This is a genomic window from Erwinia sp. 2186, assembly GCF_057812255.1.
On record NZ_CM173824.1, the window covers coordinates 908,589 to 933,505 of the forward strand.

General features: G+C 56.8%; 27 protein-coding genes. 10 read left to right on the top strand and 17 right to left on the bottom strand.

The features are described from left to right. From ACXKZG_RS04205 to ACXKZG_RS04220, 4 genes are read right to left on the bottom strand one after another with little or no spacing between them, the layout of a single operon-like run. Complete coding sequence (locus tag ACXKZG_RS04205) at positions 1-750, bottom strand: amino acid ABC transporter ATP-binding protein (protein ID WP_488875762.1); 750 nt, start codon at positions 748-750, stop codon at positions 1-3. Then, on the bottom strand, positions 747-1,553 hold the full coding sequence (locus tag ACXKZG_RS04210; protein ID WP_488875763.1) for an amino acid ABC transporter permease: 807 nt from the start codon (positions 1,551-1,553) through the stop codon (positions 747-749). Before ACXKZG_RS04210 ends, ACXKZG_RS04205 begins: the two co-directional genes overlap by 4 nt. Positions 1,554-1,555: 2 nt before the next feature. Continuing rightward, complete coding sequence (locus tag ACXKZG_RS04215; protein WP_013203707.1) at positions 1,556-2,266, bottom strand: amino acid ABC transporter permease; 711 nt, start codon at positions 2,264-2,266, stop codon at positions 1,556-1,558. Between the two features lie 17 nt (positions 2,267-2,283). Then, positions 2,284-3,099: a transporter substrate-binding domain-containing protein gene (locus ACXKZG_RS04220; protein WP_013203706.1), complete on the bottom strand. Its 816-nt coding sequence runs from the start codon at positions 3,097-3,099 to the stop codon at positions 2,284-2,286. Between the two features lie 230 nt (positions 3,100-3,329). Between ACXKZG_RS04220 and ACXKZG_RS04225 the strand changes: the two genes are divergently transcribed. The 4 genes from ACXKZG_RS04225 (at position 3,330) to ACXKZG_RS04240 (ending at position 9,529) form a co-directional block, all read left to right on the top strand. After that, on the top strand, positions 3,330-4,133 hold the full coding sequence (locus ACXKZG_RS04225) for an IclR family transcriptional regulator (protein ID WP_013203705.1): 804 nt from the start codon (positions 3,330-3,332) through the stop codon (positions 4,131-4,133). A 15-nt stretch (positions 4,134-4,148) separates the two neighbouring features. Then, positions 4,149-4,853: an SDR family NAD(P)-dependent oxidoreductase gene (locus ACXKZG_RS04230; RefSeq protein WP_013203704.1), complete on the top strand. Its 705-nt coding sequence runs from the start codon at positions 4,149-4,151 to the stop codon at positions 4,851-4,853. A 13-nt stretch (positions 4,854-4,866) separates the two neighbouring features. Continuing rightward, entirely contained in the window at positions 4,867-6,195 is a 1,329-nt protein-coding gene (locus ACXKZG_RS04235; RefSeq protein WP_488875764.1) for an NAD(P)/FAD-dependent oxidoreductase, read from the top strand. Positions 6,196-7,378: 1,183 nt separating this feature from the next. After that, a complete protein-coding gene (locus ACXKZG_RS04240; RefSeq protein ID WP_488875765.1) occupies positions 7,379-9,529 on the top strand; it encodes an ornithine decarboxylase in 2,151 nt (716 codons plus the stop codon). Positions 9,530-9,592: 63 nt separating this feature from the next. Here ACXKZG_RS04240 and ACXKZG_RS04245 read toward each other — a convergent pair whose 3' ends face one another. Beyond that, positions 9,593-10,204: a TetR/AcrR family transcriptional regulator gene (locus ACXKZG_RS04245; protein ID WP_206403555.1), complete on the bottom strand. Its 612-nt coding sequence runs from the start codon at positions 10,202-10,204 to the stop codon at positions 9,593-9,595. A 313-nt stretch (positions 10,205-10,517) separates the two neighbouring features. Between ACXKZG_RS04245 and ACXKZG_RS04250 the strand changes: the two genes are divergently transcribed. Both ACXKZG_RS04250 and ACXKZG_RS04255 read left to right on the top strand, forming a co-directional pair. Beyond that, positions 10,518-11,732: a Tm-1-like ATP-binding domain-containing protein gene (locus tag ACXKZG_RS04250; RefSeq protein WP_488875766.1), complete on the top strand. Its 1,215-nt coding sequence runs from the start codon at positions 10,518-10,520 to the stop codon at positions 11,730-11,732. A gap of 2 nt (positions 11,733-11,734) precedes the next feature. After that, the gene (locus ACXKZG_RS04255) at positions 11,735-12,562 is read left to right on the top strand and encodes a phosphoenolpyruvate hydrolase family protein (RefSeq protein WP_013203698.1); all 828 of its coding nucleotides are present in this window, start codon (positions 11,735-11,737) and stop codon (positions 12,560-12,562) included. Positions 12,563-12,638: 76 nt separating this feature from the next. Here the strand turns inward: ACXKZG_RS04255 and mltC are convergent, their stop codons facing one another. From mltC to mutY, 3 genes are read right to left on the bottom strand one after another with little or no spacing between them, the layout of a single operon-like run. After that, entirely contained in the window at positions 12,639-13,718 is a 1,080-nt protein-coding gene (gene mltC, locus ACXKZG_RS04260; RefSeq protein WP_053143936.1) for a membrane-bound lytic murein transglycosylase MltC, read from the bottom strand. A gap of 51 nt (positions 13,719-13,769) precedes the next feature. After that, positions 13,770-14,042, bottom strand: a complete 273-nt coding sequence (locus tag ACXKZG_RS04265) for an oxidative damage protection protein (RefSeq protein ID WP_013203695.1) — start codon at positions 14,040-14,042, stop codon at positions 13,770-13,772. Beyond that, positions 14,042-15,130, bottom strand: a complete 1,089-nt coding sequence (gene mutY / locus ACXKZG_RS04270) for an A/G-specific adenine glycosylase (protein WP_488875767.1) — start codon at positions 15,128-15,130, stop codon at positions 14,042-14,044. Before mutY ends, ACXKZG_RS04265 begins: the two co-directional genes overlap by 1 nt. Positions 15,131-15,281: 151 nt before the next feature. On the opposite strand from mutY, the gene trmB reads away from it, so the two are divergent. The 3 genes from trmB (at position 15,282) to ACXKZG_RS04285 (ending at position 17,138) form a co-directional block, all read left to right on the top strand. After that, a complete protein-coding gene (gene trmB / locus ACXKZG_RS04275) occupies positions 15,282-16,001 on the top strand; it encodes a tRNA (guanosine(46)-N7)-methyltransferase TrmB (RefSeq protein ID WP_013203693.1) in 720 nt (239 codons plus the stop codon). Next, complete coding sequence (locus tag ACXKZG_RS04280) at positions 16,001-16,327, top strand: YggL family protein (RefSeq protein ID WP_013203692.1); 327 nt, start codon at positions 16,001-16,003, stop codon at positions 16,325-16,327. The genes trmB and ACXKZG_RS04280 overlap by 1 nt, the downstream gene beginning before the upstream one ends. A gap of 97 nt (positions 16,328-16,424) precedes the next feature. Next, a complete protein-coding gene (locus tag ACXKZG_RS04285; protein WP_013203691.1) occupies positions 16,425-17,138 on the top strand; it encodes a YggN family protein in 714 nt (237 codons plus the stop codon). Between the two features lie 55 nt (positions 17,139-17,193). Here ACXKZG_RS04285 and hemW read toward each other — a convergent pair whose 3' ends face one another. The 4 genes from hemW to ACXKZG_RS04305 are packed head-to-tail and all read right to left on the bottom strand — an operon-like array spanning position 17,194 to position 20,220. After that, entirely contained in the window at positions 17,194-18,342 is a 1,149-nt protein-coding gene (gene hemW, locus ACXKZG_RS04290; RefSeq protein WP_105760128.1) for a radical SAM family heme chaperone HemW, read from the bottom strand. Further along, positions 18,335-18,928 (bottom strand): XTP/dITP diphosphatase, encoded by a 594-nt coding sequence (locus ACXKZG_RS04295; RefSeq protein WP_134822686.1) that lies wholly within the window; start codon positions 18,926-18,928, stop codon positions 18,335-18,337. The genes hemW and ACXKZG_RS04295 overlap by 8 nt, the downstream gene beginning before the upstream one ends. A 21-nt stretch (positions 18,929-18,949) precedes the next feature. After that, positions 18,950-19,504 (bottom strand): YggT family protein, encoded by a 555-nt coding sequence (locus ACXKZG_RS04300; protein WP_013203688.1) that lies wholly within the window; start codon positions 19,502-19,504, stop codon positions 18,950-18,952. Positions 19,505-19,512: 8 nt separating this feature from the next. Continuing rightward, positions 19,513-20,220 carry a YggS family pyridoxal phosphate-dependent enzyme gene (locus ACXKZG_RS04305; protein WP_346595759.1) on the bottom strand — a complete coding sequence of 236 codons (708 nt, stop codon included), beginning with the start codon at positions 20,218-20,220 and terminating at the stop codon, positions 19,513-19,515. 16 nt (positions 20,221-20,236) lie between these two features. On the opposite strand from ACXKZG_RS04305, the gene ACXKZG_RS04310 reads away from it, so the two are divergent. Further along, positions 20,237-21,244 carry a type IV pilus twitching motility protein PilT gene (locus tag ACXKZG_RS04310; protein WP_488875768.1) on the top strand — a complete coding sequence of 336 codons (1,008 nt, stop codon included), beginning with the start codon at positions 20,237-20,239 and terminating at the stop codon, positions 21,242-21,244. Between the two features lie 17 nt (positions 21,245-21,261). Here the strand turns inward: ACXKZG_RS04310 and ruvX are convergent, their stop codons facing one another. From ruvX to endA, 5 genes are all read right to left on the bottom strand, one after another. Further along, positions 21,262-21,684 carry a Holliday junction resolvase RuvX gene (ruvX, locus tag ACXKZG_RS04315; RefSeq protein ID WP_013203685.1) on the bottom strand — a complete coding sequence of 141 codons (423 nt, stop codon included), beginning with the start codon at positions 21,682-21,684 and terminating at the stop codon, positions 21,262-21,264. Further along, positions 21,684-22,247: a YqgE/AlgH family protein gene (locus tag ACXKZG_RS04320; protein ID WP_013203684.1), complete on the bottom strand. Its 564-nt coding sequence runs from the start codon at positions 22,245-22,247 to the stop codon at positions 21,684-21,686. Before ACXKZG_RS04320 ends, ruvX begins: the two co-directional genes overlap by 1 nt. Before the next feature lie 94 nt (positions 22,248-22,341). Next, complete coding sequence (gshB, locus tag ACXKZG_RS04325) at positions 22,342-23,286, bottom strand: glutathione synthase (protein WP_013203683.1); 945 nt, start codon at positions 23,284-23,286, stop codon at positions 22,342-22,344. A 39-nt stretch (positions 23,287-23,325) separates the two neighbouring features. Further along, positions 23,326-24,057 carry a 16S rRNA (uracil(1498)-N(3))-methyltransferase gene (rsmE, locus tag ACXKZG_RS04330; RefSeq protein ID WP_013203682.1) on the bottom strand — a complete coding sequence of 244 codons (732 nt, stop codon included), beginning with the start codon at positions 24,055-24,057 and terminating at the stop codon, positions 23,326-23,328. A 74-nt stretch (positions 24,058-24,131) separates the two neighbouring features. Then, entirely contained in the window at positions 24,132-24,845 is a 714-nt protein-coding gene (gene endA, locus ACXKZG_RS04335) for a deoxyribonuclease I (protein ID WP_134822683.1), read from the bottom strand. Between the last annotated feature and the right edge of the window lie 72 nt (positions 24,846-24,917).

The window sequence follows — 24,917 nt, forward strand, 5'->3', positions numbered from 1 at the left end:
TCACAAAACCTGGCCGAGGAACTCGCGAGTGCGCGGATCCTGCGGGGCATCAAAAAGTTGCGCGGGCGGGGCGCTTTCCACTATCCGGCCGCGATCGGTGAAGCACACCCGGTGCGACACTTCACGGGCAAAGCGCATCTCGTGGGTGACCAGCACGCAGGTCATCCCTTCATCCACCAGTTCGCGGATGGTGTTCAGCACTTCTTTTACCGTCTCGGGATCGAGCGCCGCCGTCACCTCATCAAACAGAATGATTTCCGGCTGCATCGCCAGCGATCGGGCGATGGCCACGCGCTGTTGCTGGCCGCCGGACAGCTCGCCGGGATAGCGATCTTCTTTGCCGGTCAGGCGTACTTTGGCGATCAGCCTGAGCGCCCGCTCGCGCACCTCATCCCGCTGATGCTTCAGGACCTGCATCGGCGCCATCATGATGTTGTCCAGCACCGTGCGATGCGGGAACAGGTTGTACTGCTGGAACACCATCGACACCTGGTGACGCAGCGGACGCATCTGCTTCTCGCTGGTCATCTCATGCACGCGGTGATTGCCGACGCGAACAAAGCCTTCATCAACCGGCAGCAGGCCGTTGATGCAGCGCAAAATGGTGGACTTGCCGGAGCCAGACGGGCCGATGATGCACACCGCTTCGCCTTTATTCACGCTCAGCGAAATTCCCTTCAGCACATGGGTATCGCCGAACGACTTGTGAATATTGTCCAGCTCAATAAGGGCGTGGTTACGCTCGCTCATATAGCTTCCCCTTTGGTATTTTTTTCCAGCCGACGCGCCAGCAGCGCAATCGGGTAGCAATAAAAGAAGAACATCAGCAGCACGGTCACGTAGAAGTAAACCAGCGTGCTTTCCCCTTCGGTCGCCAGCGTGGTGCGCAACAGCGTGACCACTTCCTGCACGCCGGTGACGGTGGCCAGCGCGGTGGAGATGGTCAGCAGCGCATACAGGTTCATCCAGCCGGGGATGATGCGGCGGAAGGCCTGCGGCAGGATCACCAGTCGGTAGATCTGCCAGTAGCTGTAGCCCATCGAGCGCGCGGATTCCCACTGACCGCTGTGCACCGACTGCACGGCACCGCGGATCACTTCGCCGAAGTTGGCGGCGGTGGGCAGGCTTAGCCCGACAATCGCCTTAAACAGCGGTGAGAAGGTAAAGGAAATGCCAAACAGCGAGGCGTGATAGGGCAGCAGGTAGAGCATCGAGAACAGCAGCACCAGCCAGGGCGCGTTGCGCAGAAAGTTCATCAGCGCGCGGGCCGGCAGGCTGAGCCAGCGGCGTTTGGCCATCATCGCCAGCCCCAGCAGCAGGCCAAACACGGTGGAAAGCGCCATGCTGACAATGCTGATATAGATGTTCAGCACAAAGCCGCCCGACCATGGCCAGCCTTGCTGACTGCCGGTTAACAGCAGCGGCAGCCGCAACCACACCTGATGCCATTCGCCACCCGGATCGTTAAAGATGCTGAACAGCAGTCCGATCAGCGCCAGCAGCGCAAAGGCCTGCTTGGTCTGGCGCTTTCGCTTCAGATAGAGCGCATCCATGATTAACCTCCGTAGCCAGGATAGGCGAGACGACGCTCGACCCAGCCGATAAACCACACCAGCAGGCTGACCAGCACCACATAAATCAGCAGCACTAACAGCATCACTTCCAGCGTGCGGAAGGTGTCGTTGTAGATCTGTCCGGCGGCATACATCAGCTCCGGCACGGTGATCACCGACGCCTGCGAGGTGGTTTTAAATAAATTGGTCAGTACGTTGGTGAGCGGCGGCAGGCAGATGCGTGACGCAATCGGCGCCTGCACGTGCACAAACAGTCCCCAGCGGGAATAGCCGAGGGATCGCGCCGCCTCCAGCGTGGCTTTCGGCACCGCATCAAAGCCGGAACGAAAGGCTTCAATGCACAGCGCGCCGCCAAACAGGCTGAGCGAGACGGTTGCCGAGGCGAAGGCGCTGACCAGCGGCACCTGCAGCCCGGTAACCGGATCGGTGGCGGTAAAGCCAATCTGCGTCAGGGTGAAGTAGAAAAACAGCATCTGCAGCAGCGGCGGCGTGTTGCGAAACAGCTCTACAAACAGCTCGATTAGCGCATCAAGCCAGGCGATTTTGAAGGTCAGCCCAAGCGCACCGGCCAGGCCGATGACGATGGCAATCACCGAAGAGAGTGCCGCCAGCTCCAGCGTCTGCACCACGCCCTGAAGCAGCCATTGCTGATAGGTCGGATCCAGCAGCCAGGAATAATCGAGTCCGAACATCGTTACGCTCCCGCCGCTTACTTGGCTGCGCGGGCGGCTTCGGCACGCTTAGTGATGTAGTCAGAGGGCGGCATATGGTAGGTGCTCTGCCATTCAACCAGCTTGTTTTCGCCTTCCGTTTTCACGATTGCCGCGTTAACCGCGTTTTTGAACGCCTCGTCACCCTTGCGGAGTCCGCCCGCCATCGGCAGGAACTCGTAAGGCTTGATGGCAATTTTGTAGTCGCTCCAGCCCGGCTCGCCCAGCTTGTTCTGCAAGGTCATGTCGTCGAAGACCATCGCCACGCAGCGGTTATCCTGCAACGCACGATAGGCTTCCGGCAGGGCGGTGAAGTTCACCAGCTGGATGCCGTATTTCTGCGTCAGCGTTTTGTTGTAGTAAGAGCCCTGAATGCCGCAGATTTTCTGGCCTTTCAGCTGTTCCCACTGGTTGAATTTGGCTTCTTTGCGCGCCATCACCGACGGGCCCGCTGCCGAAACATACTCCACGGTGAAATCAATTTCTTTGGCGCGCTCTGGCGTTACGCCCAGCGTGGCCATAATCAGGTCGATCTGGCCGGACTGCAGAAACTGAATGCGGTTGGAGGCGTTGACCGGCACCAGTTTGATTTTGTCGGGTGATCCGAGCAGGTTAGCGGCGATGGATCGCGCCAGATCCACTTCAAAGCCGACCGTTTTGCCTTCGGCATTCATAAAGCCGTACGGCGGATAATCGTTTTTGATACCCACGGTCAGTACGCCACGACTTTTGATATCGGACAGGGTGTCAGCATGGGTAATAACAGGAGCCATAATCAGCAGGGAAAGAGCCATCAATGCGCGATTTCTTTTCATGTTTACATCCTTCCGATGTCGTGGTGATTGCAGGTGATTTCCGGCCTTTTCGGCTCAGGTTTTGGTCTGTCGGCAGCGCGATGCTCTGATTCTTTTTTAGCCCTGGTGTGCTTAAAAATGCATCTCACTTGCCAACCGAGTGTGAAATCTGCTAGAAATTTAGTCAACAAAAAACCACATATTGAAATCTTATAATTAAAAGTTCCACATAGTGGAATTCTGGAGGGGCGATGAGCGACGCTCAGGGGAAAAACGGGGTCCAGCTTCTGGACCGTGCGGTGATGCTGCTGGACCTGGTGTCAGACGTCGGCAGCGAAGGTCTGACGCTGAAAACGCTGTGCGAGCTGTCCGGGCTCAACAAGGTGACCTGTCACCGCATTTTGAATTCGCTGGTGGATCATCAGCTGTTGCATAAAGCCCAGGGGGATAAGTGCTACCGGCTGGGCACCAAGCTCCTGATTTACGGGGCGAAGGCGGCCAAAGGGCCAGGCCTGCGTCGCCACTTCCAGCCGGCGCTGGAACGTCTGCGGCAGTTGACCGGCGAGACGGTGATGCTGATGGCGCGCGACCGTGATGATTCGGTGTGTATCGACCGTTATGACAGTGATTTTCAGATGCAGACGCTGACCGGCTCGATAGGCGGCGCGGTGCCGCTCGGTCTGGGTCCCGGCAGTCTGGCGATCCTGTCGTTTCTCGACGCGGAGACGCAGCAGGCGATCCTCGAACGTAATGCGCTGCGGCTGAATAACTGGCCGATCCTGACCAAAACCCGACTGCAGTCGTTGATCGATCAAACCGCCTCGCGCGGTTACGCGCTGGATCCTGGCGAATTATTGCCGGGGATCGGCGGAGTGTCGGTGCCGATCCGCGTGGCGGGTGCGGGCGTGGTGGGATCGCTGGGCTTAACCGTATTGTCACCCCGTTTGACGCCGGACGCCGTGCAGCGCTATGTGGCGTTATTGCAGGAAGAAGTGGCTGGCGTAGAACCGATGTTAAGTCCGCTGGATACGCGTCTGCGGGCATCAATGAGCTAACTGGAGAATAACCTGATGAATGCTTCTACCCGGCGCGTGGCGCTGATCAGCGGTGCCAGCCGTGGAATTGGTGCGGCCATTGCCGCAAATTTATTGGCGAACGGTTGGGCGGTGAGCCTGGGATGCCGGACGCCGGAAGAGGTGGCCAACGCCGATCCTGAGCATCAGCTGGTCTGTCGATTTGATGCGCTGGATGGCGCCACCGAAGACGACTGGATTGCGGCCACCATCGCAAAATTTGGCCGCATCGACGCGGTGATCCATAACGCCGGGATGATGCTGCCGGTTTCGGTGCTGACCGCCACCGATGACGAGTTTGACCGCACTTTTGACGTCAACGTGAAGTCGCCGATGCGTCTGAGCCGCAAGGCCTGGCCGCATCTGGTAGCCAGCGGCAGCGGGCGGATTGTGACGCTGGTTTCGTTATCCGGTAAGCGCGTGCGCGCAGAGCGTTCAAGCCTGTACGCGATGAGCAAGTTTGCTGCACTGGCGCTGGCTCACGGTCTGCGGCGGATTGGTGATGAAGACGGCATTCGATCCACCGCCATCTGTCCGGGGTATGTTGCGACCGATATGGGCACCGCGCTGACGGAAGTGCCGGCGGAGAAGATGACGCAGCCCGAGGATTTGGCGCATCTGGTGCGCACGGTGCTGGAGCTGCCGACCACCACCAGCATTGCGGAGATCCCGGTGAACTGGACCGTGGAAGATCAATACTAAGTGAGGGTAAGTCATGGGTCCAGTCGTTGATTTAGTGCCATCGTCGGCAATCTTCCCGACACAGGCGGAAGTGGTGGTGATCGGTGGAGGGATTATTGGGGTGGCGACGGCGTTGTCGCTGGCTCAGCGAGGGATCCAGGTTGTTCTGTTGGAGAAGGGCACCGTTGCCGCCGAGCAATCCAGCCGCAACTGGGGCTGGTGCCGCCGGGCCGGGCGCGATCTGCGCGAGCTGCCGTTGATCGAACAAAGTTTGAGAATGTGGGAGGGGATGAATCAGTTGGTGGGTCGGGAAACCGGTTTTCGCCGCGAGGGCATTCTCTACACCTCACGCACTGAAGCGCAGCGCGATCGGCATCAGCGTTGGTGTGACGAAGCGCGTCAGTATGATATTCACAGTGAAATGCTGTCGGCAGCGCAGACCGCCGCCAGGCTTCCGGGCCTGAATCAGGCGATAGCCGGTGGCATGTGGACGCCGTTGGATGGTCGGGCCGAGCCACAAAAAGCCGCGCCCGCGATGGCGATGTACGCGATGGCGTTGGGAGTGAATATTCAGCAGCATTGCGCCGTGCGAACCATTGAGCGTGCTGCCGGACGGGTGAGTCACGTGGTGACCGAGCACGGAGCGGTGGCCTGTCAGTCGGTGGTGGTGGCTGGCGGCGTCTGGTCCCGGTTGTTGTTGCAGGGAATGGGGATCACCTTGCCGCAATTAAAGGTTTTGTCGACGGTAATGAGAACCCGGCCGGTAAATTGTGAAATCGCGCCCTGCGTCAGTTTTGGTGGTGTCTCGATGCGCAAGCGGTTGGACGGTGGGCTGACCATCGCCAGTTCCGCGCTCAATACCGCCGATATCACGCCTGATTCGTTACGTTTTCTGAAGGCTTTTTTCCCGGCGTTCTGGCAGGAGCGCAAGGCGTTACAGTTGCGGTTGGGGCAGCGTTTTGTGGAAGAAGCGTTGCACTGGCGGCCTGGTCAGGCGGATAAAGTCTCGCTGTATGAGCGGATCCGGGTGTTGGATCCACAGATCGATCCGGCGGTGCTCAAACAGATCCTGATTAATCTGCAGCAGTGGTTGCCAGCGCTGGGCAACGTGCAGGTCGCGCAAAGTTGGGGCGGAATGATCGACACGATGCCGGATGCGATCCCGGTGATTTCAGGCGCGCCAACGGTGCCCGGTCTGTTCATCGCCACCGGTTTTTCCGGGCACGGTTTCGGCATCGCGCCCGCCGCAGGGCAGTTGATGGCTGATTTGGTGATCGGTTCAAAACCGATAGTCGATCCCACGGCATTTCGGATGGCGCGCTTCAGCGACGGCGAGAAGATCGCGGCGCAGCACTGGCTGTAGCTCTGGGGTTTGGTAGGTCGTCTGTTTTTTCTGGTGGCAAAGTAGGAGGAGAGTGGGCTGTGGAGTCCGGTAAGTCGTCTGTATGTTCTGATGGCAAGCTCAGGGAGAGAGAGTTGAACACAAAGACGCCGTGCACCCATCCCTGGGGGCTCAGCGGCGACATCCCTGTCGCCGATGCTTTGCTTATCAACTCTCTCTCCCTTCCCCTAAGCTTCAAAGTCGAATGATTAATTGTGGACACACAGGTCAAAATCCCACTCGCTCTGTCGCCTATGCTTTGCTTATCAACTCTCTCCCCTTTCCCCTAAGCTTCAGTGTCGAATGGTTGATTGTGGACAGAGGTCAAAACCCGGCCCAGCTGGCTGCCCTTGACCTGTGCTTCCACCAAACCTATCAACTACGCGAATGTTATAAGGTGGCGGCATAGAGCGCGGTAGCCGAGTGTCTGCGGCAGGGATGCCGCAGCCAAGCCTCCAGGGACGGATTTACGGCGTCTCGGATACCGCGCTCTATGCTGACGCCAAACCACGGAGGCGGTGTTGACCTGTGTATCCACCAAACCCTTCAACTATGCTGACGCCAAACCACGGAGGCGGTGTTGACCTGTGTATCCACCAAACCCTTCAACTATGCTGACGCCAAACCACAAAGCCGGTGTTGACCTTCACCCCGTTGAATATCTTTGCAACAAAACTGCATAACCAATAGAAAAATAACCTTTTTTATTTTTATCGACAATTTTACCTGCTAAATATCAATAGGTTAGCCAACCTGCCGCCAGCCGCTAAATTCACCCGCCGTCTTGAACCTGAAAAAAAAAAGTGCCATCATTGCGCCCACTCTGACGGATAACGTCACCACGCCACTTTAAGGTCGCCGCCATGCCTGGTTCACTGCTGAAAAACAGCACCTGTACCCGACATCCCCGAATGTCGCTGGCGCGCCGATCCGCTTGTCACATCCTGTCGAAAAAATCTCTCACCGTGCGGTGAGGTTTTCATACGCTTACTGTTGGCCATGAGTAAAAACAGACGCGATCTGATTTTACTGATGTCTATCGGTTGAAGCCGGACCCTGTTGGCTGTTCACCTGTTTGACACCTTTCGCCGGAAGAGGGCTATTGCCGTCTCCCATTGCTGTGCCTCTGGCACCCACTCATCCTTGACGCCTGAGGATTTGTGCTATGACACCACTGAAAATTGCAGCCAGCACCACTGTGGCTATCCACCTCCAGACCGGACGCGAAGTCGTTACGCTGGAGAAAACTGATTTTACGGATGTGGCGGCGGTGGTCGTCTCTGTTGCCGACTCCCGTAGCGGCATGCTGGCGCTGCTGCGCCATACCGGCTTTAATCTGCCGGTGTTTATCTCGCTGGATTACCCTGAGCAGGAACAGGAAATTGACCTGCCGGAAAACGTCGGCCTGCTGACCGGTGCCGGGGACGATGCGATCAAACTCGAAGCCGCCGCGTCCGAATACCAGAGCGAACTGCTGCCGCCGTTCTTTAATACGCTGACCAAATATGTCGCGATGGATAACAGCACCTTTGCCTGTCCCGGCCACCAGGGCGGCGCTTTCTTCAAAAAGCACCCGGCTGGACGTCAGTTCTTCGACTTCTTCGGCGAAAACGTCTTCCGCGCCGATATGTGCAATGCCGACGTAAAGCTGGGCGACCTGCTGATCCACGAAGGATCGGCGAAACATGCACAAAAGTTTGCCGCGAAAGTCTTCAACGCCGATAAAACCTATTTCGTGCTGAACGGCACCTCCAGCGCCAATAAAGTGGTGACCAACGCCTTGCTGACGCGCGGCGACCTGGTGCTCTTCGACCGCAACAACCATAAATCGAACCACCACGGCGCGTTGATCCAGGCCGGTGCGACCCCGATCTACCTCGAAACCGCCCGCAACCCGTTTGGCTTTATCGGCGGTATCGATGCGCGCTGCTTTAACGAGGACTACATCCGCGAGCAGATTAAACAGGTGGCGCCGGAACGCGCGCAGGAAGCCCGTCCTTTCCGCCTGGCGGTGATCCAGCTTGGCACCTACGACGGCACCGTCTATAACGCCCGTAGAGTGATCGACAGCATCGGCCACCTCTGCGACTACATCCTGTTTGACTCGGCATGGGTCGGCTATGAACAGTTTATTCCGGTGATGGAAGCCTGCTCGCCGCTGCTGCTGGAACTCAATGAAAACGATCCGGGCATCTTTGTTACCCAGTCGGTGCATAAACAGCAGGCCGGTTTCTCGCAAACCTCGCAGATCCATAAAAAAGATAACCACCTGCGCGGCCAGAAGCGCTTCTGTAGCCATAAACGCCTCAACAATGCCTTTATGCTGCACGCCTCAACCAGCCCGTTCTATCCGCTGTTTGCCGCGCTGGACGTGAATGCCAAAATGCATCAGGGCGAAGCAGGGCGTCGCCTGTGGCACGAGTGCGTCACCCTCGGCATCGATGCCCGTAAAGCAATCCTTGCCCGCTGCGAAATGATTAAGCCGTTTATTCCCGATGAAGTGGACGGCAAACCCTGGCAGGATGCGAAAACCGAAACCATCGCCTCGGATGCCCGCTACTTTAGCTTTGCGCCGCGCGCTGACTGGCATGGCTTTGAAGGCTACGAGAAAGATCAGTACCTGATCGATCCCTGTAAGCTACTGCTGACCACGCCGGGCATCGATGCCGCCAACGGTCAGTACGCGTCCTTCGGCATCCCGGCCACTATCCTGGCTAACTACCTGCGCGAAAATGGCGTGGTGCCAGAGAAATGCGATCTTAACTCGATCCTGTTCCTGCTGACGCCCGCAGAGAGCGTCGAGAAAATGGCCCATCTGGTGGCCAAGCTGGCGCAGTTCGAACAGCACGTCAAAGAGGATGCGCTGTTATCCGACGTACTGCCAACCATCTACCGTAAGAATGCGAAGCGCTACGCAGGCTACACCCTGCGTCGTCTCTGTCAGGAGATGCATCAGCTGTACGTCAGCTATGGCGTGAAGGATTTGCAGAAGGCGATGTTCCGTCAGGAAAGCCTGCCAAAAGTGATGATGAACCCGCAGGATGCCAATATCGAATTTATTCGTGGCAACGTCGAGCTGGTGCCGATTGCGAAGGCGGAAGGACGCATCGCGGCGGAAGGCGCACTGCCTTATCCTCCGGGCGTGCTCTGTGTTGTGCCTGGCGAAGCCTGGGGCGGGGCGGTTCAACGCTACTTCCTGGCACTGGAAGAAGGGCTTAATCTGCTGCCTGGCTTCTCGCCAGAACTGCAGGGCGTCTATGCCGAAGCCGATGAGAATGGCGTGAAGCGTCTGTTTGGCTACATGCTTAACGCGTAACGGCTGTCAGTAACAGGTGAGTATCAGGGGCCGCGATTGTGGCCCCTGTGCTTTTGCGGCAGCTCACTCCGCCGTCAGCGCTTTTTCATCTTCGCGCGCCTGACGGACGATCGCTTTGGCTATCCACTTGCCAATATCTTCCAGCTGCACGTTATCGCAGCCCCAGATATCCTTCATCACCAGAAAAATCTCCGAGCCGTACACCAGCGACAGCGACTGAACCACGCGCTCCACCATCTTCGGCGACATCTCCTGGTTTAACGGCTCAACCACATGCTGCAGCATCGCCTTGCGGTTACCCCTGATCAGCTTCTCTTTTTCAGGCCGTTCGCTGGAACGTGACTGTGCCCACTGCGTCAGAGAAAGGTGCAGGGCAGCACGCAGCGTGCCTTCATGCTCCAGCATGCGCGGGAAGGCAAATCCCAGCATCTCATCAATGCGGTCGCCGGTGTCTTGTTTAGTCGGACGCCAGTTTTTGATCGGGCTGAGCGTCTCAGTCACGATGGCCGAAACCAGCGCGCTCTGAGTGGGAAAATAACGGTAGGCAGTCGCCCGCGAAAGCTGTGCTTCCTGAGCCACTTCGGTGATCGACGGGAAGGCACCACTGTCGAACATCTTCATTGCTGTTTCAATCAGTAAGCGTCGTGTTCTTGCCCTTGTAGCGGTTAATGTCATAACCCCAGCGGAATCCCTTTGCTCCACAATAACCTCATTTGTTCAATTAATTCGGCTTGAAATTCAAGCGATTGACGAATAATGCCCGGAAGAAATCGCGATGACTTCGGGGCAAATCTAAAAGCCAGACCTCAGCCGTAAGCATAGTCAACATCTCTGTGAGACGCATATTTCATTCAATTGATTTACCAATAATGAAGGTGGTACTGTAATCTCGTGGCCTTGAAAATAATGAGGCGTACAGGTTATGTACGTTTTTATTACTGGTTTTTCAAGTTCTTATTTCGTCTGATAACAGGGTGTTGTTACGACTATGAGTATAAACGCAGGTTATATCTACGCTGTTGCTACAGCAGATACTAAAGGAAGGGAACTGTTTTACGTCAGTGATTGCATCGCCAAAACCGGTGCAGACGTGTTAACAGTTGATCTGTCAACTCAACCAGTTATGCCTTCTGAAGCGGATTTCCCCCCGGAACTGATCGCCGACTTTCATCCCGATGGACGCAACGCGGTGTTCTGCGGCGACCGCGGCAGAGCCATTGATGCCATGGCGCTGGCATTTAAGAATTTCCTCAGCAAAAGAAGCGACCTGCTCGGCGTGATTGGTTTGGGCGGATCCGGCGGAACGGCGCTGATCACCCCGGCGATGCAGGCACTGCCCATCGGCATCCCGAAAGTGATGGTTTCTACCATGGCCTCCGGCGACGTCTCCGGCTATGTCGGCGCCAGCGATATCACCATGCTGAATTCCGTAACCGATGTGGCGGGCCTGAACCGCATCTCCCGCCGGGTGCTGGCCAACGCCGCCCACCAGGTCGCGGGTGCCGTGTTATGGGACGTCGAAGAGGATCCGAATGAAAATCCGGCGCTGGGGCTGACCATGTTCGGCGTGACCACGCCCTGTATTCAGCACGTCAGCGCCGCGCTGGAAAAGGACTATGACTGCGTGGTGTTCCACGCCACCGGCAGTGGCGGCATGGCGATGGAAAAACTCACCGCCAGCTATATGCTGTCCGGCCTGCTCGATCTGACCACCACCGAAGTGTGCGATCTGCTGTTTGGTGGCGTGCTGGCCTGTGATGATACCCGCTTTGATGCGCTGGCCAGCTCAGAGGTGCCCTGCGTGATCTCCTGCGGTGCGCTGGATATGGTCAACTTCGGCCATGCCGACAGCGTGCCGGAAAAATATGCCGGGCGTCTCTTCTATCATCACAATGCGCAGGTTACGCTGATGCGCACCACGGTTGAGGAGAATGTGGCGCTGGCAACCTGGATCGCCGACAAGTTGAACCGGTGTCAGGGGAAAATTGTGTTCCTGATCCCGGAAGGCGGATTCTCGGCACTGGATGCGCCAGGCCAGGCATTCTGGTCTCCGGACGCCGATCGGGCCTTTATCACCACGCTGGAAGACCGTTTAGTGCAGACGGCAAAGCGTAAAATACTTCGCGTACCCTATAACATTAACGACCGGGAATTTGCACAGATTGCTGTGGAGCAGTTCCGCCAACTGGCAAAGGAGTACTGAGAATGGCTTTTACCCGTCAGGAAATACTGACAAAATTTAACCAGATGATTGCCCGCCGCGAGCCGATTATCGGCGGCGGTGCCGGCACCGGCCTCTCTGCGAAATGCGAAGAGGCAGGCGGCATCGATCTTATCGTCATTTACAACTCAGGCCGTTATCGCATGGCAGGACGCGGTTCGCTGGCCGGACTGCTGGCCTACGGTAACGCCAATGAGATTGTGGTGGATATGGCGAAGGAAGTACTGCCGGTGGTGAAAAATACCCCGGTTCTGGCCGGCGTCAACGGCACCGATCCGTTCTGCCAGTTCGATCGTTTTCTGGACGAGCTGAAAGCGTTGGGCTTTTCGGGCGTGCAAAACTTCCCGACCGTCGGGCTGATCGATGGTAACTTCCGCGCCAATCTGGAAGAGACCGGCATGGGCTACGGCCTGGAAGTCGATATGATCCGTCTGGCGCACCAGAAAGAGATGCTGACCACGCCGTATGTGTTCAGCGAAGCCGATGCCATCGCCATGACCGAAGCCGGTGCCGATATTATCGTGCCGCATATGGGGCTGACCACCGGTGGGAATATTGGTGCAGAAACCGCGCTGAAGTTAGCGGATTGCGTGCCACTGATCAATCAGTGGGCCACGGCGGCGAAAAGCGTGCGGGAAAACGTGATTGTGCTGTGCCACGGCGGGCCGATTTCCAGCCCGGAAGATGCCCAGTACATTCTGGATAACTGCCCGCAGTGCGACGGTTTTTACGGGGCCAGCTCAATGGAGCGTCTGCCAACCGAAACCGCACTGACCGACACCACAAAACAATTCAAAAATATCAGTCGTTAATTTTTGCCCACAGTAGGGCGTATCAACCATAAAAAAGGGCAGCTCCTGAGGAGCTGCCCTTTTTTTCATCTCAGCATCAGTACGAGTGGTAGCTCTTCTGCGCGCTGCTCACTTTGTACAGATAACGACGGGATTCCGCTGACGGATGGTTGGTGGTCAGCGTCTGATACACCTCGGCTGGCGACAGATTGTTGATGGTGTTAAACGCCCGCGTTTTATCGCTGGAGAACACTTTCAACACGCTGCCCGCGCCACCGTTATAGGCAGTGATCACCGCATAACGCCGCGAGGTTGGGTTGGTGATCCCGGCCAGATAACTGCCCTGCAGGATCGACAGATAGGCGGTACCGGCATCAATGTTGTTTTCCGGATCCAGCAGATAGCTGCGGCTCGGCTTGCCCCATTTGCCCTTCATGCGGAACACGTCAACCCCGGCGGTATGCTGCACCACCTGCATCAGTCCCAGCGCATCGGCATTACTGACCGCATACGGGTTAAAGCTTGATTCAATCTGCATAATCGCCAGGATCAGCGACTGATCGACGCCATACTTCGCGGAGGCTTCGCGCACCATCGGCAGGTATTTATGGGCACGCTTATCCAGATGGTTTGGCACCATCGGAATGGTGATCGAGTAGATCACATGCAGCCCGGAGGTGCGGCGCTGCAGCTTGTTCTGGATCAGATAGTCCGCGAAGGTGGCCGCACGGCCTTGCCAGCGGATCGCCTGTCCGGTGTTATCCAGCACCTGGCCGTAAAGCAGCGGCTCGGTACCAAGCTTAATATCATTGGCATCCGAGTACAGGTCGACATTCCCCGGATCGTTACCGATCAACAGGGTAGTGATGATCGCCTGACGCAGGCTGGTCATCGGATCGGTCCCGGCAATGGTCTCGATGGTGATCGATCCAGACTCAAAGTTGATGTGGCTGCGGGTGTAATATTGATCGCTGTACTTCACGTAGTCTTTGGGGCCGGCGATCAGCACTTCGTTGATGCCCCAGATATTCTCGATGTTATGGGCAAACTGTCCCATCAGAATATCGAATCCGTTGGTGTCTTTAACCCACTCTTCGTGGAAAGCCGGCTTTTTGTTGCCTGAGCAGGAAATCAGCAGCGGCGCTATTACCAGCAAACTAAGTAGTTTCTTATTCATCTTGTCGTGCTTCGCCCACATTGAGAGGGCCTCATCTGTGAGGCCCAACGATTATTCTTCTGGCGGGGTGTAACCTTCGATATGGACCTCATGCCCTTCAAACAGGAATTTGATCATCTCCTGCTCAAGCTGCTTACGATCGTCGGGGTTCATCATGCTGAGCTTCTTCTCGTTAATCAGCATGGTTTGTTTGCTCATCCACTGTGACCAGGCTTCTTTCGAAATCTCATTATAGATACGTTTGCCCGTCTCACCCGGATACAGCTGGAAATCCTGCCCTTCGGCGTCACGTTGCAGGAACGTGCAAAAAATCATTCGGCTCATTACTCTTCCTCTTCTGTCGCGCGGATGTTCAGCGCTTTCTGTTGTGGCTGACGCAGCTGTTGTAACAGGCGATCCACCGGCGCGGCCAGCCCAACGGACTGTGGCTGCGCTAAGTTATACCAGAGACCAGCGCCTTCATCCATTACCGCGCCTGCCGGAGGCAGTTCCAGCCACATTGGGACAATATCCAGGTGGAAATGGCTAAAGGTGTGACGAAACGCGATGCTCTGTTGCAGCGTTGCGCTATCAATGCGTTTGTCGCTCAGCCACTGTTGCAGCTCGGGCAGGGTGGCAAACTGCGGGAAACAGAACAGCCCGCCCCACAGGCCGACCGGCGGGCGCTGTTCCAGCCAGACTTCCTGATCCTGCTGCATCATCAACAGCCAGCCGGTGCGCACCGGCAGCGTCTGTTTTGGCTTTTTGCCGGGGTAACTGGCCCAGCTGCCGTCGGCATAGGCGATGCAGCCCAGATTCAGTGGGCAGATTTCGCATTTAGGTTTTGAGCGGGTACAGACCATCGCCCCTAAATCCATCATCGCCTGATTAAACTGGCTGACGCCTTCAGCCGGCGTGACCTCTTCACTGATCTCCCACAGGCGCTTCTCGACCTCTTTTTTACCCGGCCAGCCGGAGACGGCATAGCAGCGGGCCAACACGCGCTTAACGTTGCCGTCGAGGATCGGATAATGCTGCCCGAGAGATAAAGAGAGGATCGCGCCCGCCGTCGACCGGCCGACGCCGGGCAAATCCATCACCTCGTCAAAGGTCTGCGGGAAAATGCCGTTGTGCTTCTCCGCCACCGTTTTCGCCGCTTTATGCAGATTGCGCGCGCGGGCGTAGTAACCGAGGCCGGTCCATAAATGCAGAACTTCATCCAGCGGGGCGTTGGCTAAATCGCTGATTTCAGGGAAGCGCGCCATAAAGCGTTCGAAATAAGGGATAACCGTCGCGACCTGCGTTTGCTGCAGCATCACTTCCGAAAGCCAGACTTTATACGGCGTTTTTTCCAGCTGCCAGGGCAGAGTTTTGCGGCCAAAGCGCTGATACCACTCCAGTACCTGCCGTGAGAACTGCGGCGCTTGCATCATGTCAGAGAAATATCCTGGATAAGTGAAAATCAGGCTGGGATTCCAGCACAGACCAACTATGCTGTAAACCGGAAGTTACCGGGGCTTGCTTAACCGCTGTAACTTTGCATAATGCCCCCTTTCCAGAGATTGCAGACCAGCAGGCAGAAATATGAAGAGTGATGTCATTTCCCCGGAGTTTGATGAGAACGGTCGCCCAATGCGCCGTATTCGCAGCTTCGTTCGTCGTCAGGGTCGTCTGACGAAAGGCCAGCAGCACGCGCTGGACAATTACTGGCCGGTAATGGGTGTTGAGTATCAGCCTGAACCTGTTGATCTGGTCAGCTTATTTGGCCGTGAATCACCGGTGGTGCTGGAGATCGGTTTCGGCATGGGGGCTTCTCTGGTCACCATGGCGCAAAATAATCCGGCGCAGGACTTCCTCGGAATTGAAGTGCATTCACCCGGCGTCGGCGCTTGCCTGAGCAGCGCGCAGGAAGCCGGCGTGGAGAATCTGCGCGTGATGTGCCACGATGCGGTCGACGTGTTAGAGAAGATGATCCCGGATAATTCGCTGCGTATGGTGCAGCTGTTCTTCCCGGACCCGTGGCACAAAGCGCGTCATAACAAACGCCGTATCGTGCAGGCCCCGTTTGCCGAGCTGGTGATGCGCAAGCTGAAGCTGGGCGGCGTGTTCCACATGGCTACCGACTGGGAAGCCTATGCCGAGCACATGCTGGAAGTGATGAACAGCATTGCTGGCTATAAAAACCAGTCAGAAACACAAGACTACGTGCCGCGCCCAGAGTCGCGTCCGTTAACGAAATTTGAGCAGCGTGGCCAGCGTCTTGGTCACGGTGTTTGGGATCTGATGTTTGAGAGGATTAAATAATGGCTACCCAACGCAGTCGTCGCTTACGCAAGAAAATGCATATCGATGAGTTTCAGGAATTAGGTTTCTCAATTGGTTTCTCCTTCCCGGAAGGTACCAGCGAAGAGACCATCGACAAAAGTGTTGATGCGCTGATCGAAGAAGTGATCGACCCGAACGGCCTGGCCTTTGATGGCAGCGGCTACCTGCACTGGGAAGGTTTGATTTGCCTGCAGCAGACCGGCAAATGCACCGATGAGCACCGCGAGCTGGTGCGCAAATGGCTGGAAGAACGTAAACTGAACAACATTCAGGTCACCGAACTTTTCGATGTCTGGTGGGACTAAGTCAGTATCCCTCGTCGCATCTGAAAGGATGTCGGGATAAACGGATGTTTGTTGGGGCCACGCATGCGTGGCCTTTTCTTTCTCAGGAGAATGCAAAATGCGTAAAGCGATGATGGTGGCAGCGCTGTTGCTGGCAGCGGGTCAGGCTCAGGCTGACTATCAATGTAGCGTGAAACCCCAGGATGACATCGTGATCTCCCCGCAGACTGTGCAGGTGGTGGGTGCCAGCGGCAATCTGGTGATCACCCCAACCGGCGACGTGCAGCAAAACGGCAAAGCGGCCACGGTTGACACCGCCACGCGCCAGAAAGCGATTGATTACCAGACCGCATTACGTCGTGATTTGCCGTGGATCGATCAGGGTGCACGTCAGCGTCTGGAAAAAGGCCGCGTTGCGCTGGATAAAGTGATTGTTGAAAAGCTCGGGCAGGACAGCAACGTGCGTAACCGTCTGACCTCGCTGGATACGCAGCTGAAACAGCAGATGAACCGAATTATTGAGCATCGCAGCGATGGGCTGACCTTCCATCATCAGGCCATCGATCAGGTGCGCAAAGATGGCGAGGCGCTGGTGCAGAGTGCGATGGGCGGCGTGGTGCAGGACAGCCTGAACGAGATGGGCAGCAAGCAGGCCGGTAACGGCGGGAATCCGCTGCAGGCGCTGATGGGCAATCTCGGCGGTTTACAGCAGTCGTTACAGGACGAGTGGAAAGGGCAGGAGCAGGATTTCCAGAACTTCGGTCATGAAGTCTGTAACCGGGTGACGGTGCTGGAAGATCAGCGCCAGGCGATGATTGCCGGCCTGAAGTAAGCCCAACCGTGCACGATAAAAAAACGCCTGATGAAGTTCATCAGGCGTTTTGTTTTTATGGCGTCTCTTCTTCTGCAAGGAACAGCTCAAGCAGCGAGTTGAGGAACAGCTTCCCTTTTTCCGTCACCTGCCAGCTTTCCGCCGTTTCCGTCAGATAGCCTTCGCTGAGGGCGCGATCGATTTGCGGGCGGATGCTGCTCTCATCGAGGCCGGTATACAGCGGATATTCGGCACGTGGCGCCGCTTCCAGCAACCGGAAGCGGTTCATAAAGAATTCGAACGGCTTGTCGCTGTCGCTGACGTCTTGCTGACGGTCGAGATACTTTCCGGCCATAAACCCGCGTGGATGACGGGTTTTGGTGGTGCGGATAATGCGACCGTCGGTCTGGGTCAGCTTGCCGTGTGCGCCACAGCCAATCCCTAAGTAGTCACCAAAGCGCCAGTAGTTGAGGTTGTGCTCACAGCGATAACCCGGTTTGGCATAGGCCGAGGTTTCGTACTGCACGTAACCTGCCGCCGTCAGCAGCCGATCGCCCTGTTCGAAGATATCCCACAGCGCGTCATCATCCGGCAGTTTTGGCGGACGTGAGGCAAACAGCGTGTTGGGTTCGATAGTCAGCTGATACCACGACAGATGCGGGGGGTTCAGCGCAATCGCCTGGCGTAAATCGTCCAGCGCCTCTTCAAGGGACTGATCCGGCAAACCGTGCATCAAATCGAGGTTAAAGCTGCGCAGATTCAAATCTGTTGCCAGTTGAGCCGCACGCTTTGCCTCTTCCGGGCCGTGAATGCGTCCCAAACGCTCCAGTTTCTGCGCGCTGAAACTCTGCACCCCAATTGAGATGCGGTTGATTCCGGCGCGCTGGTAGCCGCTGAAGCGGTCTGCTTCCACGGCACCGGGATTGGCTTCCATGGTGATTTCCGCCGTGGCAGAAAGGGGCAGGCGGGCGCGAACGCCATCCAGCAACATCTGCATGGCTTCACTGCTTAACAAACTGGGCGTACCGCCGCCGATGAAAATGGTGCTGACTTCGCGCCCGGAGGTCAGGTGAAGGTCGGCATCCAGATCCGCCAGCAGGTGCTGCACATACTCCTGGTGCGGCACGTCCCCTTTCAGCGCGTGCGAGTTGAAGTCGCAGTAGGGGCACTTCTGCACGCACCAGGGAATATGGATATACAGACTGAGTGGTGGCAGCTTACGCATTGCGCATCGCTTCCAGCAGCAGCGTCATGGCTTTGCCGCGGTGGGAAACCGCGTGCTTCTCGGCTTTGGTCATCTCACCGGCGGTTTTACCCAGCTCTGGAACAAAGAAGATCGGGTCATAGCCGAAGCCGCCTTCGCCCACGGCACTGCGGGTGATTTCACCCTGCCAGCTGCCATGGAACACCAGTGGCGTCGGGTCTTCTGCGTGACGCAGATAAACCAGCACGCAATGGAACTGCGCCTGACGCTTATCGTCAGGCACGTTTTCCAGCGCCGCCAACAGCTTCAGCAGGTTCTGCCGATCGCTGGCGTCTTCCCCGGCATAGCGCGCCGAGTAAATGCCCGGTGCGCCGCCCAGCGCATCGACCGCCAGCCCGGAGTCATCGGCAATTGCCGGCAGGCCGGTTATCGCCGCCGCATGACGCGCTTTCAGGATGGCGTTTTCAATAAACGTCAGGCCAGTCTCTTCAGCTGACTCCACGCCCAGTTCGGTTTGCGCCACAATGTCGAGGCCAAAGGCGGCCAGTAAATCAGCCATTTCACGAACTTTGCCGGGATTGCCGGTGGCGAGCACTACTTTTTGCATATCAGGTCCAGAATTTTCAGGTTACAGCAGATACCAGAGGCCAGGGAACAGGTCCATGCCCAGGTAGTTCAGCATATAGAGGATCAAAATCACTACCATGGCCGAGAAGTCGATACCGCCCATCGCGGGCAGTATCCGGCGGATAGGGGACATCAGCGGCTCGGTCAGTTGGATCAGCACCTGATCCACCGGGCCACGGCCCTGGCTGATCCAGCTCATCAGTGAACGGATGATGATCACCCAGAACACCAGGTTGCCCGCTGACTTCAGCAGCGATAACAGACCCACCAGCAGATTCATCGGGTCAACCGAGAAGGCACCCACCTGAATCAGCAACAAAATCGGGTATTTCAGCGTCGTCAGCACAAACGCCAGCAACAGTGACGCGGTATCTACCGGGCCAATGGAGGGCAGGATCCGTCGCAACGGTTTCACCACCGGTTGGGTAATTTTAACGACAAACTGCGCCAGTGGGTTATAGAAATCGGCTCGTGACCACTGCATCCAGATACGTAATAACAGCACCATTACGTACAGATCGATCAGGGTTTTGACCAGGAAAGTCAACGTCAGCATGGGGTTCCTCAGTTATTGTTGTGAGCGGCGCTGTAATCACGCGCGCCAAAAATAGCGGTGCCAATGCGCACCATGGTACTGCCTGCCGCGATTGCAGCATCCATGTCGTCGCTCATTCCCAGAGAAAGCGTATCGACAGCGGGATAGTCTTTTTTCAGTGCGTTAAACGCCTCTGCCATCTGCTGGCACACCGCTAACTGCCGCGCATACTCCGCTTCGGGTGCCGGGATGGCCATCAGGCCACGCAGCGTTAAGCGCGGCAGCAGGGCGATCTCTTTTGCCAGTTCGCTCAGTGCCTCCAGCATGATGCCAGATTTACTGTTTTCGTCACTGATGTTTATCTGAATCAGCACATTCAGCGACGGCAAATCAGCCGGACGCTGTTCGTTAAGCCGGGTGGCAATTTTCAGCCGGTCCACGGTGTGGCACCAGCCAAAGTTCTCCGCCACCAGTCGGCTCTTGTTGGATTGCAGCGGACCGATAAAGTGCCACTCCAGGGCGGAATTCCCCAGCGCCAGGATCTTATCCACGCCTTCCTGCACGTAGTTTTCACCAAAACACCGCTGGCCCGCAGCAATAGCTTCTCCGACCGCGCTCTGGGGTTTTGTTTTGCTGACTGCAAGCAAAGTAATCTCTGCCGGATCGCGCCCGCACTTTGCGGCTGCCGCGGAGATTCGCTCGCGGACTTGCTGTAGGTTGTGCTGAATCGAGGTCATAGTCAGGGAGTATTATATGGATATTGAGGACATGGTGGCCCTTAGTGTAAAGCATAACGCCTCGGATCTGCACCTTTGCAGTGGTCATTCTCCATTCTGGCGCCGTTGCGGCCAACTGGAGCCGATCGGCGCTTCACCGGTGGTCACCAGCGCGATGCTGGAAAGCCATGCGCGGCACTGGCTGACCGACGCCCAGCAGGCGGCATTCGCACAGGCCGGGCAGCTGGACTTTGCCCTGACCATGACGGACGGAACGCGGCTGCGTGCCAACCTGTTCCGCCAGCGGCAGGGGCTGTCGCTGGCGTTGCGAGCGATCGCCAGCGAAAGCCCGGATATGGCCGCGCTAAAGCTGCCGGAAATTACCCGCTCGCTGCTTCAGCTGCAGGCCGGGCTGGTGCTGGTCACCGGGGCAACCGGCAGCGGAAAGTCCACCACGCTGGCGTCAATGATTACCGCCATCAACCAACAGCAGGCGCGGCATATTCTGACGCTGGAAGATCCCATCGAGTTTCTGCATCACAGCCAACGCTCGCTGATCCAGCAGCGCGAAATAGGCACGCATTGCGCGTCGTTCAGCGAAGGGTTGCGCAGCGCGCTGCGTGAAGATCCCGATGTCATCCTGCTGGGCGAACTGCGCGACGGCGATACCATTCAGCAGGCATTAACCGCCGCGGAAACCGGGCATCTGGTGTTGGCAACGCTGCATACGCGAGGCGCAACGCAGGCCGTGGACCGGCTGGTGGACGTGTTTCCGGGAGCGGAGAAAAACCTGATCCGCAGCCAGCTGGCCGGGAGCATGAAGGCGGTGATCGCGCAACGGCTGGAGCCGGAAGGCGAGGGCCGCATCGCACTGTTCGAAGTGTTGGTCAATACGCCAGCGGTCGCGAACCTGATCCGTGAGGGCAAAACCCATCAGCTTGGCGGATTACTGGAAACGGGATCGCAGGTCGGCATGCAAACCTTTGCTCAGTGCCTCAAGCAACGGCAACAAGCGGGATTGCTGCTCCAGCTGGCATGGGATTAAGGGGGGATTGTGCGATCTCAGGACCAGCTGTTTTCAAACCAGCTTTCGAGGATGATCACGGCGGAAAGGGAGTCGACGCTGCCTTTACTCAGGGCACGAAAACCCCCGCGCTCGAACAGCTCGGCGCGGGCTTCTACCGTGCTCAGGCGCTCGTCATGAAGGTCAACCTGCACGCCAAAACGGCCATGAATGCGGTTAGCAAACTTACGTGCCCGGGCCGTCAGCGGTTGCTCGGTGCCGTCCATGTTCAGCGGCAGTCCAACCACCACGCGATCGGGTTCCCACTCTTTCAGCAACGCTTCAATCTTGTTCCAGTCCGGCGTGCCGTCCTGGGCCTTCAATGCCGCCAGCGGCCTGGCGGTGCCGGTTAACTGTTGGCCGATCGCGACGCCGATGCTTTTGGTACCAAAATCAAACGCAAGCAAGGTCATATGGCTCATCAGGCGTGACCTGCATCGCTGGCGATATTGTGAATATCCACGCCGATGCTTTTTGCCGCTTCACGCCAGCGTTCCGCGATCGGGGTTTTGAACAGGATATTGCTGTTGGCCGGGGTGGTGAGCCAGGCATTTTCCAGCAGCTCACTTTCCAGTTGGTCTTTTTCCCAGGCGCAATAACCCAACGCGACCAGCACGTCTTTTGGCTGCTCCGGGGTTCCCAACGTTTCCAGCACGTCACGGGAGGTGGTGATCACCGTGTTGTCAGAAACACGAATGCTGGAGGCAAAGGTACGCTGGGCTGAATGCAGGATAAAACCCCGATCTTCCGCCAGCGGGCCGCCAGAAAAGACCGGCTTGTCGAGTTTGACCTCGGCTTCGCGTGGGGTAGGGCTGATTTTTAGCTTCTTGAGAATGCCGTCAACGGTCAGATTGTCCATTGGCTTATTCACAATCACGCCCATTGCCCCATCATCATTGTGCTCGCAGATGTAAACCACCGAGCGCTTAAACAACGGGTCTTGCAGCGTGGGCATCGCAATCAAAAAATGATGCTGTAAATTCATATCAGGATTCTGTAGTAGGGTTAACCGCCCAGGGCTGGCGCCCCGGGCGTAATTAACGGGTTAATAAAGGGGCCCGTTGACCCCATTCGATCTGTCAGGCCAGACGCTTTTCAATCGCGTCCATCAGCATACCAGTAATTGAAACCGGGAATGCTGCCTCGATCTCACGGATGCAGGTTGGGCTGGTCACGTTAATTTCGGTCAGCTTGTCGCCAATAATGTCCAGACCGACAAAAATCAGTCCTTTGGCTTTCAGCGTTGGGCCAACGCGACGGGCAATTTCCCAGTCGCTTTCGGTCAGCGGGCGGGCTTCGCCACGGCCACCGGCCGCCAGATTGCCACGGGTTTCGCCGGACTTTGGAATACGCGCCAGGCAGTAAGGCACCGGCTCGCCATCCACAACCAGCACGCGCTTATCGCCTTCGGTGATCGCCGGGATGTAGTTTTGCGCCATGCAGTAGAAGTTGCCGTGCTCGGTCAGGGTTTCAATGATCACTGACAGATTCGGGTCTTCTTTCTTGATGCGGAAAATTGACGCGCCGCCCATGCCGTCCAGCGGCTTAAGAATGATGTCGCCATGCTCCTGCCAGAATTCGCGGATCTTCTGCGCACTGCGCGTCACCAGCGTGTCCGGCGTCAGCTCGGCAAACCAGGCGGTGAACAGCTTTTCGTTACAGTCGCGCAGGCTCTGCGGCTTGTTGACGATCAGCGTGCCTTTTTCCTCTGCACGTTCAAGAATGTAGGTGGCGTAGATGAATTCGGTATCGAACGGTGGATCCTTGCGCATTAATACCACGTTCAGATCGGCCAGCGCGATGTCCTGCTCGCTGCCGAAGTCGAACCACTTGTCGTAGTTCTGCTCCACGCTCAGGGTGCGGGTGCGCGCACGCGCTTCGCCGCCACGCAGGTAGAGATCGTTCATTTCCATGTAATGAATTTCGTACCCACGGCGCTGTGCTTCCAGCAACATGGCGAAGCTGCTGTCTTTTTTAATATTGATGGAGGTAATCGGGTCCATCACAATGCCAAGCTTAATCATTATTGCTTCTCCAGTGAGCTCTTTTTTTTTGCGGATGGGTTAGCCCAAATCGCCAAACCGGACCTGCAGGGCGGTAATCGCCGTCAGGGCCGTCGTTTCTGTTCTGAGCACTCTTGGGCCTAACAGAATATCTGTAAAGCCATATTGTGCTGTCATGCTGATTTCATCAGCGGTTAAGCCGCCTTCCGGGCCAATCAGCAGGCGTACCCGTTCAACGGGCAGCGGCAGAGTATTGATGCTCTGGCTGGCGCGGGGATGCAGGTTCAGCTTTAGGCCATCGTCCTGCTCAGCACTCCAGCGCTCCAGCATCATCGCTTCACGCACCTCAGGCACGCTGTTTCTGCCGCACTGTTCACAGGCAGCAATCACAATTTTTTGCCATTGCTGGTGTTTTTTCGCCAGCCGCTCAGCATCAAGCTTTACGCCACAGCGCTCAGAAAACAAGGGGGTGATCACATTTACCCCAAGTTCTACCGCCTTCTGAATGGTGAACTCCATCTTCTCACCACGCGACATCACCTGGCCTAAATGCAGGTGAAGCGGGGATTCACGGCTATCTTCGCGGCTTTCGCCGAGGGAAACGCGGACGCTTTTTTTGTCGGCCTGCACGATCTCAGCGGCAAAAGTCAGATTACTGCCATCGAACAATTCCAGGGCCTGTCCGGCACCCATTCGCAACACGCGGCCAACATGGTTAGCGGCCTCGTCGCAGAGAGCAATCTCGCTGCCCGCGGTAAGCAATTCGGGATGAAAAATGCGGGGTATACGCATGGAAATCCTGATAAATGTTAGCGGCCGGAAAACAGATCCGGCCTGAAGATGGGCTCTAGTTTAGGTCAGTGATTTTACCGCTGGCAAGCTTGCTGTACATAGGGATTGTGGTTGCCCTGTACGCGCGCGATGCGATTGTCCCGTTCGCACTCCCATGAAGTGACCGGATACTGCTTGTTCCAGACGGTCATCAGCTGGGTTTGCTGCCTGGACATGTCGATCTGATAGCGATCGCGCATATAGAACCAGGTGCGGGCAATGGCGCCGCGCGCACGCGCAGGGGGCTCGGCCTGTTTGTTTTTGAAATCGATCTTCATTTCACACTGACCATACTGGCGCTCGCCGCCATTCCACTGGCTGTACATAAAGTTTCCACGGTCGCCATTCACTTCGCCGATCGAAGGCTGAAGGTTGTGCAGATCGGTCTCGATCTGGCGGTAACCGGCATCTTTCGCGCACTGTTTGCGGCCGCCATTTTGCCAGCACTGACGCTGGTGGCCGAACGTCCAGGCCGGCACCACGTGTTCCCACTCGATGCGTTTCGCCCGGTTGGCATTTTTACGCACCTGATAGCCACAGGAGGCGAGGTCAGGCACGCCTTTTTTCCCTTTCCAGTGGATTTTACAGCCGCAATAGAACGATCCTGGCGCATCGGCGTTGATTTGAGCCGCATATTCTTTGGCCTGACCAAAGCTGTTCTGGTGATAGTTATCCAGGCTGAGGCCGTGAGCGAAAAAAGTCGGTAAAAACAGGGAGAGTGACAAGCAGTAAAAAATTTTGCGAAGCATGTTGCGGGCCTGGCCTGATAAACGAGGCGGCGAGAGTAACAGATGCGATTCGCTTCGGGAAATCAGTGCCAG

Bases quoted from the DNA above. Each gene is read 5' to 3' on its own strand.
- ACXKZG_RS04205 (WP_488875762.1), bottom strand. From the start codon at position 750: ATGAGCGAGCGTAACCACGCCCTTATTGAGCTGGACAATATTCACAAG.
- ACXKZG_RS04210 (WP_488875763.1), bottom strand. From the start codon at position 1,553: ATGGATGCGCTCTATCTGAAGCGAAAGCGCCAGACCAAGCAGGCCTTT.
- ACXKZG_RS04215 (WP_013203707.1), bottom strand. From the start codon at position 2,266: ATGTTCGGACTCGATTATTCCTGGCTGCTGGATCCGACCTATCAGCAA.
- ACXKZG_RS04220 (WP_013203706.1), bottom strand. From the start codon at position 3,099: ATGAAAAGAAATCGCGCATTGATGGCTCTTTCCCTGCTGATTATGGCT.
- ACXKZG_RS04225 (WP_013203705.1), top strand. From the start codon at position 3,330: ATGAGCGACGCTCAGGGGAAAAACGGGGTCCAGCTTCTGGACCGTGCG.
- ACXKZG_RS04230 (WP_013203704.1), top strand. From the start codon at position 4,149: ATGAATGCTTCTACCCGGCGCGTGGCGCTGATCAGCGGTGCCAGCCGT.
- ACXKZG_RS04235 (WP_488875764.1), top strand. From the start codon at position 4,867: ATGGGTCCAGTCGTTGATTTAGTGCCATCGTCGGCAATCTTCCCGACA.
- ACXKZG_RS04240 (WP_488875765.1), top strand. From the start codon at position 7,379: ATGACACCACTGAAAATTGCAGCCAGCACCACTGTGGCTATCCACCTC.
- ACXKZG_RS04245 (WP_206403555.1), bottom strand. From the start codon at position 10,204: ATGACATTAACCGCTACAAGGGCAAGAACACGACGCTTACTGATTGAA.
- ACXKZG_RS04250 (WP_488875766.1), top strand. From the start codon at position 10,518: ATGAGTATAAACGCAGGTTATATCTACGCTGTTGCTACAGCAGATACT.
- ACXKZG_RS04255 (WP_013203698.1), top strand. From the start codon at position 11,735: ATGGCTTTTACCCGTCAGGAAATACTGACAAAATTTAACCAGATGATT.
- mltC (WP_053143936.1), bottom strand. From the start codon at position 13,718: ATGAATAAGAAACTACTTAGTTTGCTGGTAATAGCGCCGCTGCTGATT.
- ACXKZG_RS04265 (WP_013203695.1), bottom strand. From the start codon at position 14,042: ATGAGCCGAATGATTTTTTGCACGTTCCTGCAACGTGACGCCGAAGGG.
- mutY (WP_488875767.1), bottom strand. From the start codon at position 15,130: ATGATGCAAGCGCCGCAGTTCTCACGGCAGGTACTGGAGTGGTATCAG.
- trmB (WP_013203693.1), top strand. From the start codon at position 15,282: ATGAAGAGTGATGTCATTTCCCCGGAGTTTGATGAGAACGGTCGCCCA.
- ACXKZG_RS04280 (WP_013203692.1), top strand. From the start codon at position 16,001: ATGGCTACCCAACGCAGTCGTCGCTTACGCAAGAAAATGCATATCGAT.
- ACXKZG_RS04285 (WP_013203691.1), top strand. From the start codon at position 16,425: ATGCGTAAAGCGATGATGGTGGCAGCGCTGTTGCTGGCAGCGGGTCAG.
- hemW (WP_105760128.1), bottom strand. From the start codon at position 18,342: ATGCGTAAGCTGCCACCACTCAGTCTGTATATCCATATTCCCTGGTGC.
- ACXKZG_RS04295 (WP_134822686.1), bottom strand. From the start codon at position 18,928: ATGCAAAAAGTAGTGCTCGCCACCGGCAATCCCGGCAAAGTTCGTGAA.
- ACXKZG_RS04300 (WP_013203688.1), bottom strand. From the start codon at position 19,504: ATGCTGACGTTGACTTTCCTGGTCAAAACCCTGATCGATCTGTACGTA.
- ACXKZG_RS04305 (WP_346595759.1), bottom strand. From the start codon at position 20,220: ATGACCTCGATTCAGCACAACCTACAGCAAGTCCGCGAGCGAATCTCC.
- ACXKZG_RS04310 (WP_488875768.1), top strand. From the start codon at position 20,237: ATGGATATTGAGGACATGGTGGCCCTTAGTGTAAAGCATAACGCCTCG.
- ruvX (WP_013203685.1), bottom strand. From the start codon at position 21,684: ATGAGCCATATGACCTTGCTTGCGTTTGATTTTGGTACCAAAAGCATC.
- ACXKZG_RS04320 (WP_013203684.1), bottom strand. From the start codon at position 22,247: ATGAATTTACAGCATCATTTTTTGATTGCGATGCCCACGCTGCAAGAC.
- gshB (WP_013203683.1), bottom strand. From the start codon at position 23,286: ATGATTAAGCTTGGCATTGTGATGGACCCGATTACCTCCATCAATATT.
- rsmE (WP_013203682.1), bottom strand. From the start codon at position 24,057: ATGCGTATACCCCGCATTTTTCATCCCGAATTGCTTACCGCGGGCAGC.
- endA (WP_134822683.1), bottom strand. From the start codon at position 24,845: ATGCTTCGCAAAATTTTTTACTGCTTGTCACTCTCCCTGTTTTTACCG.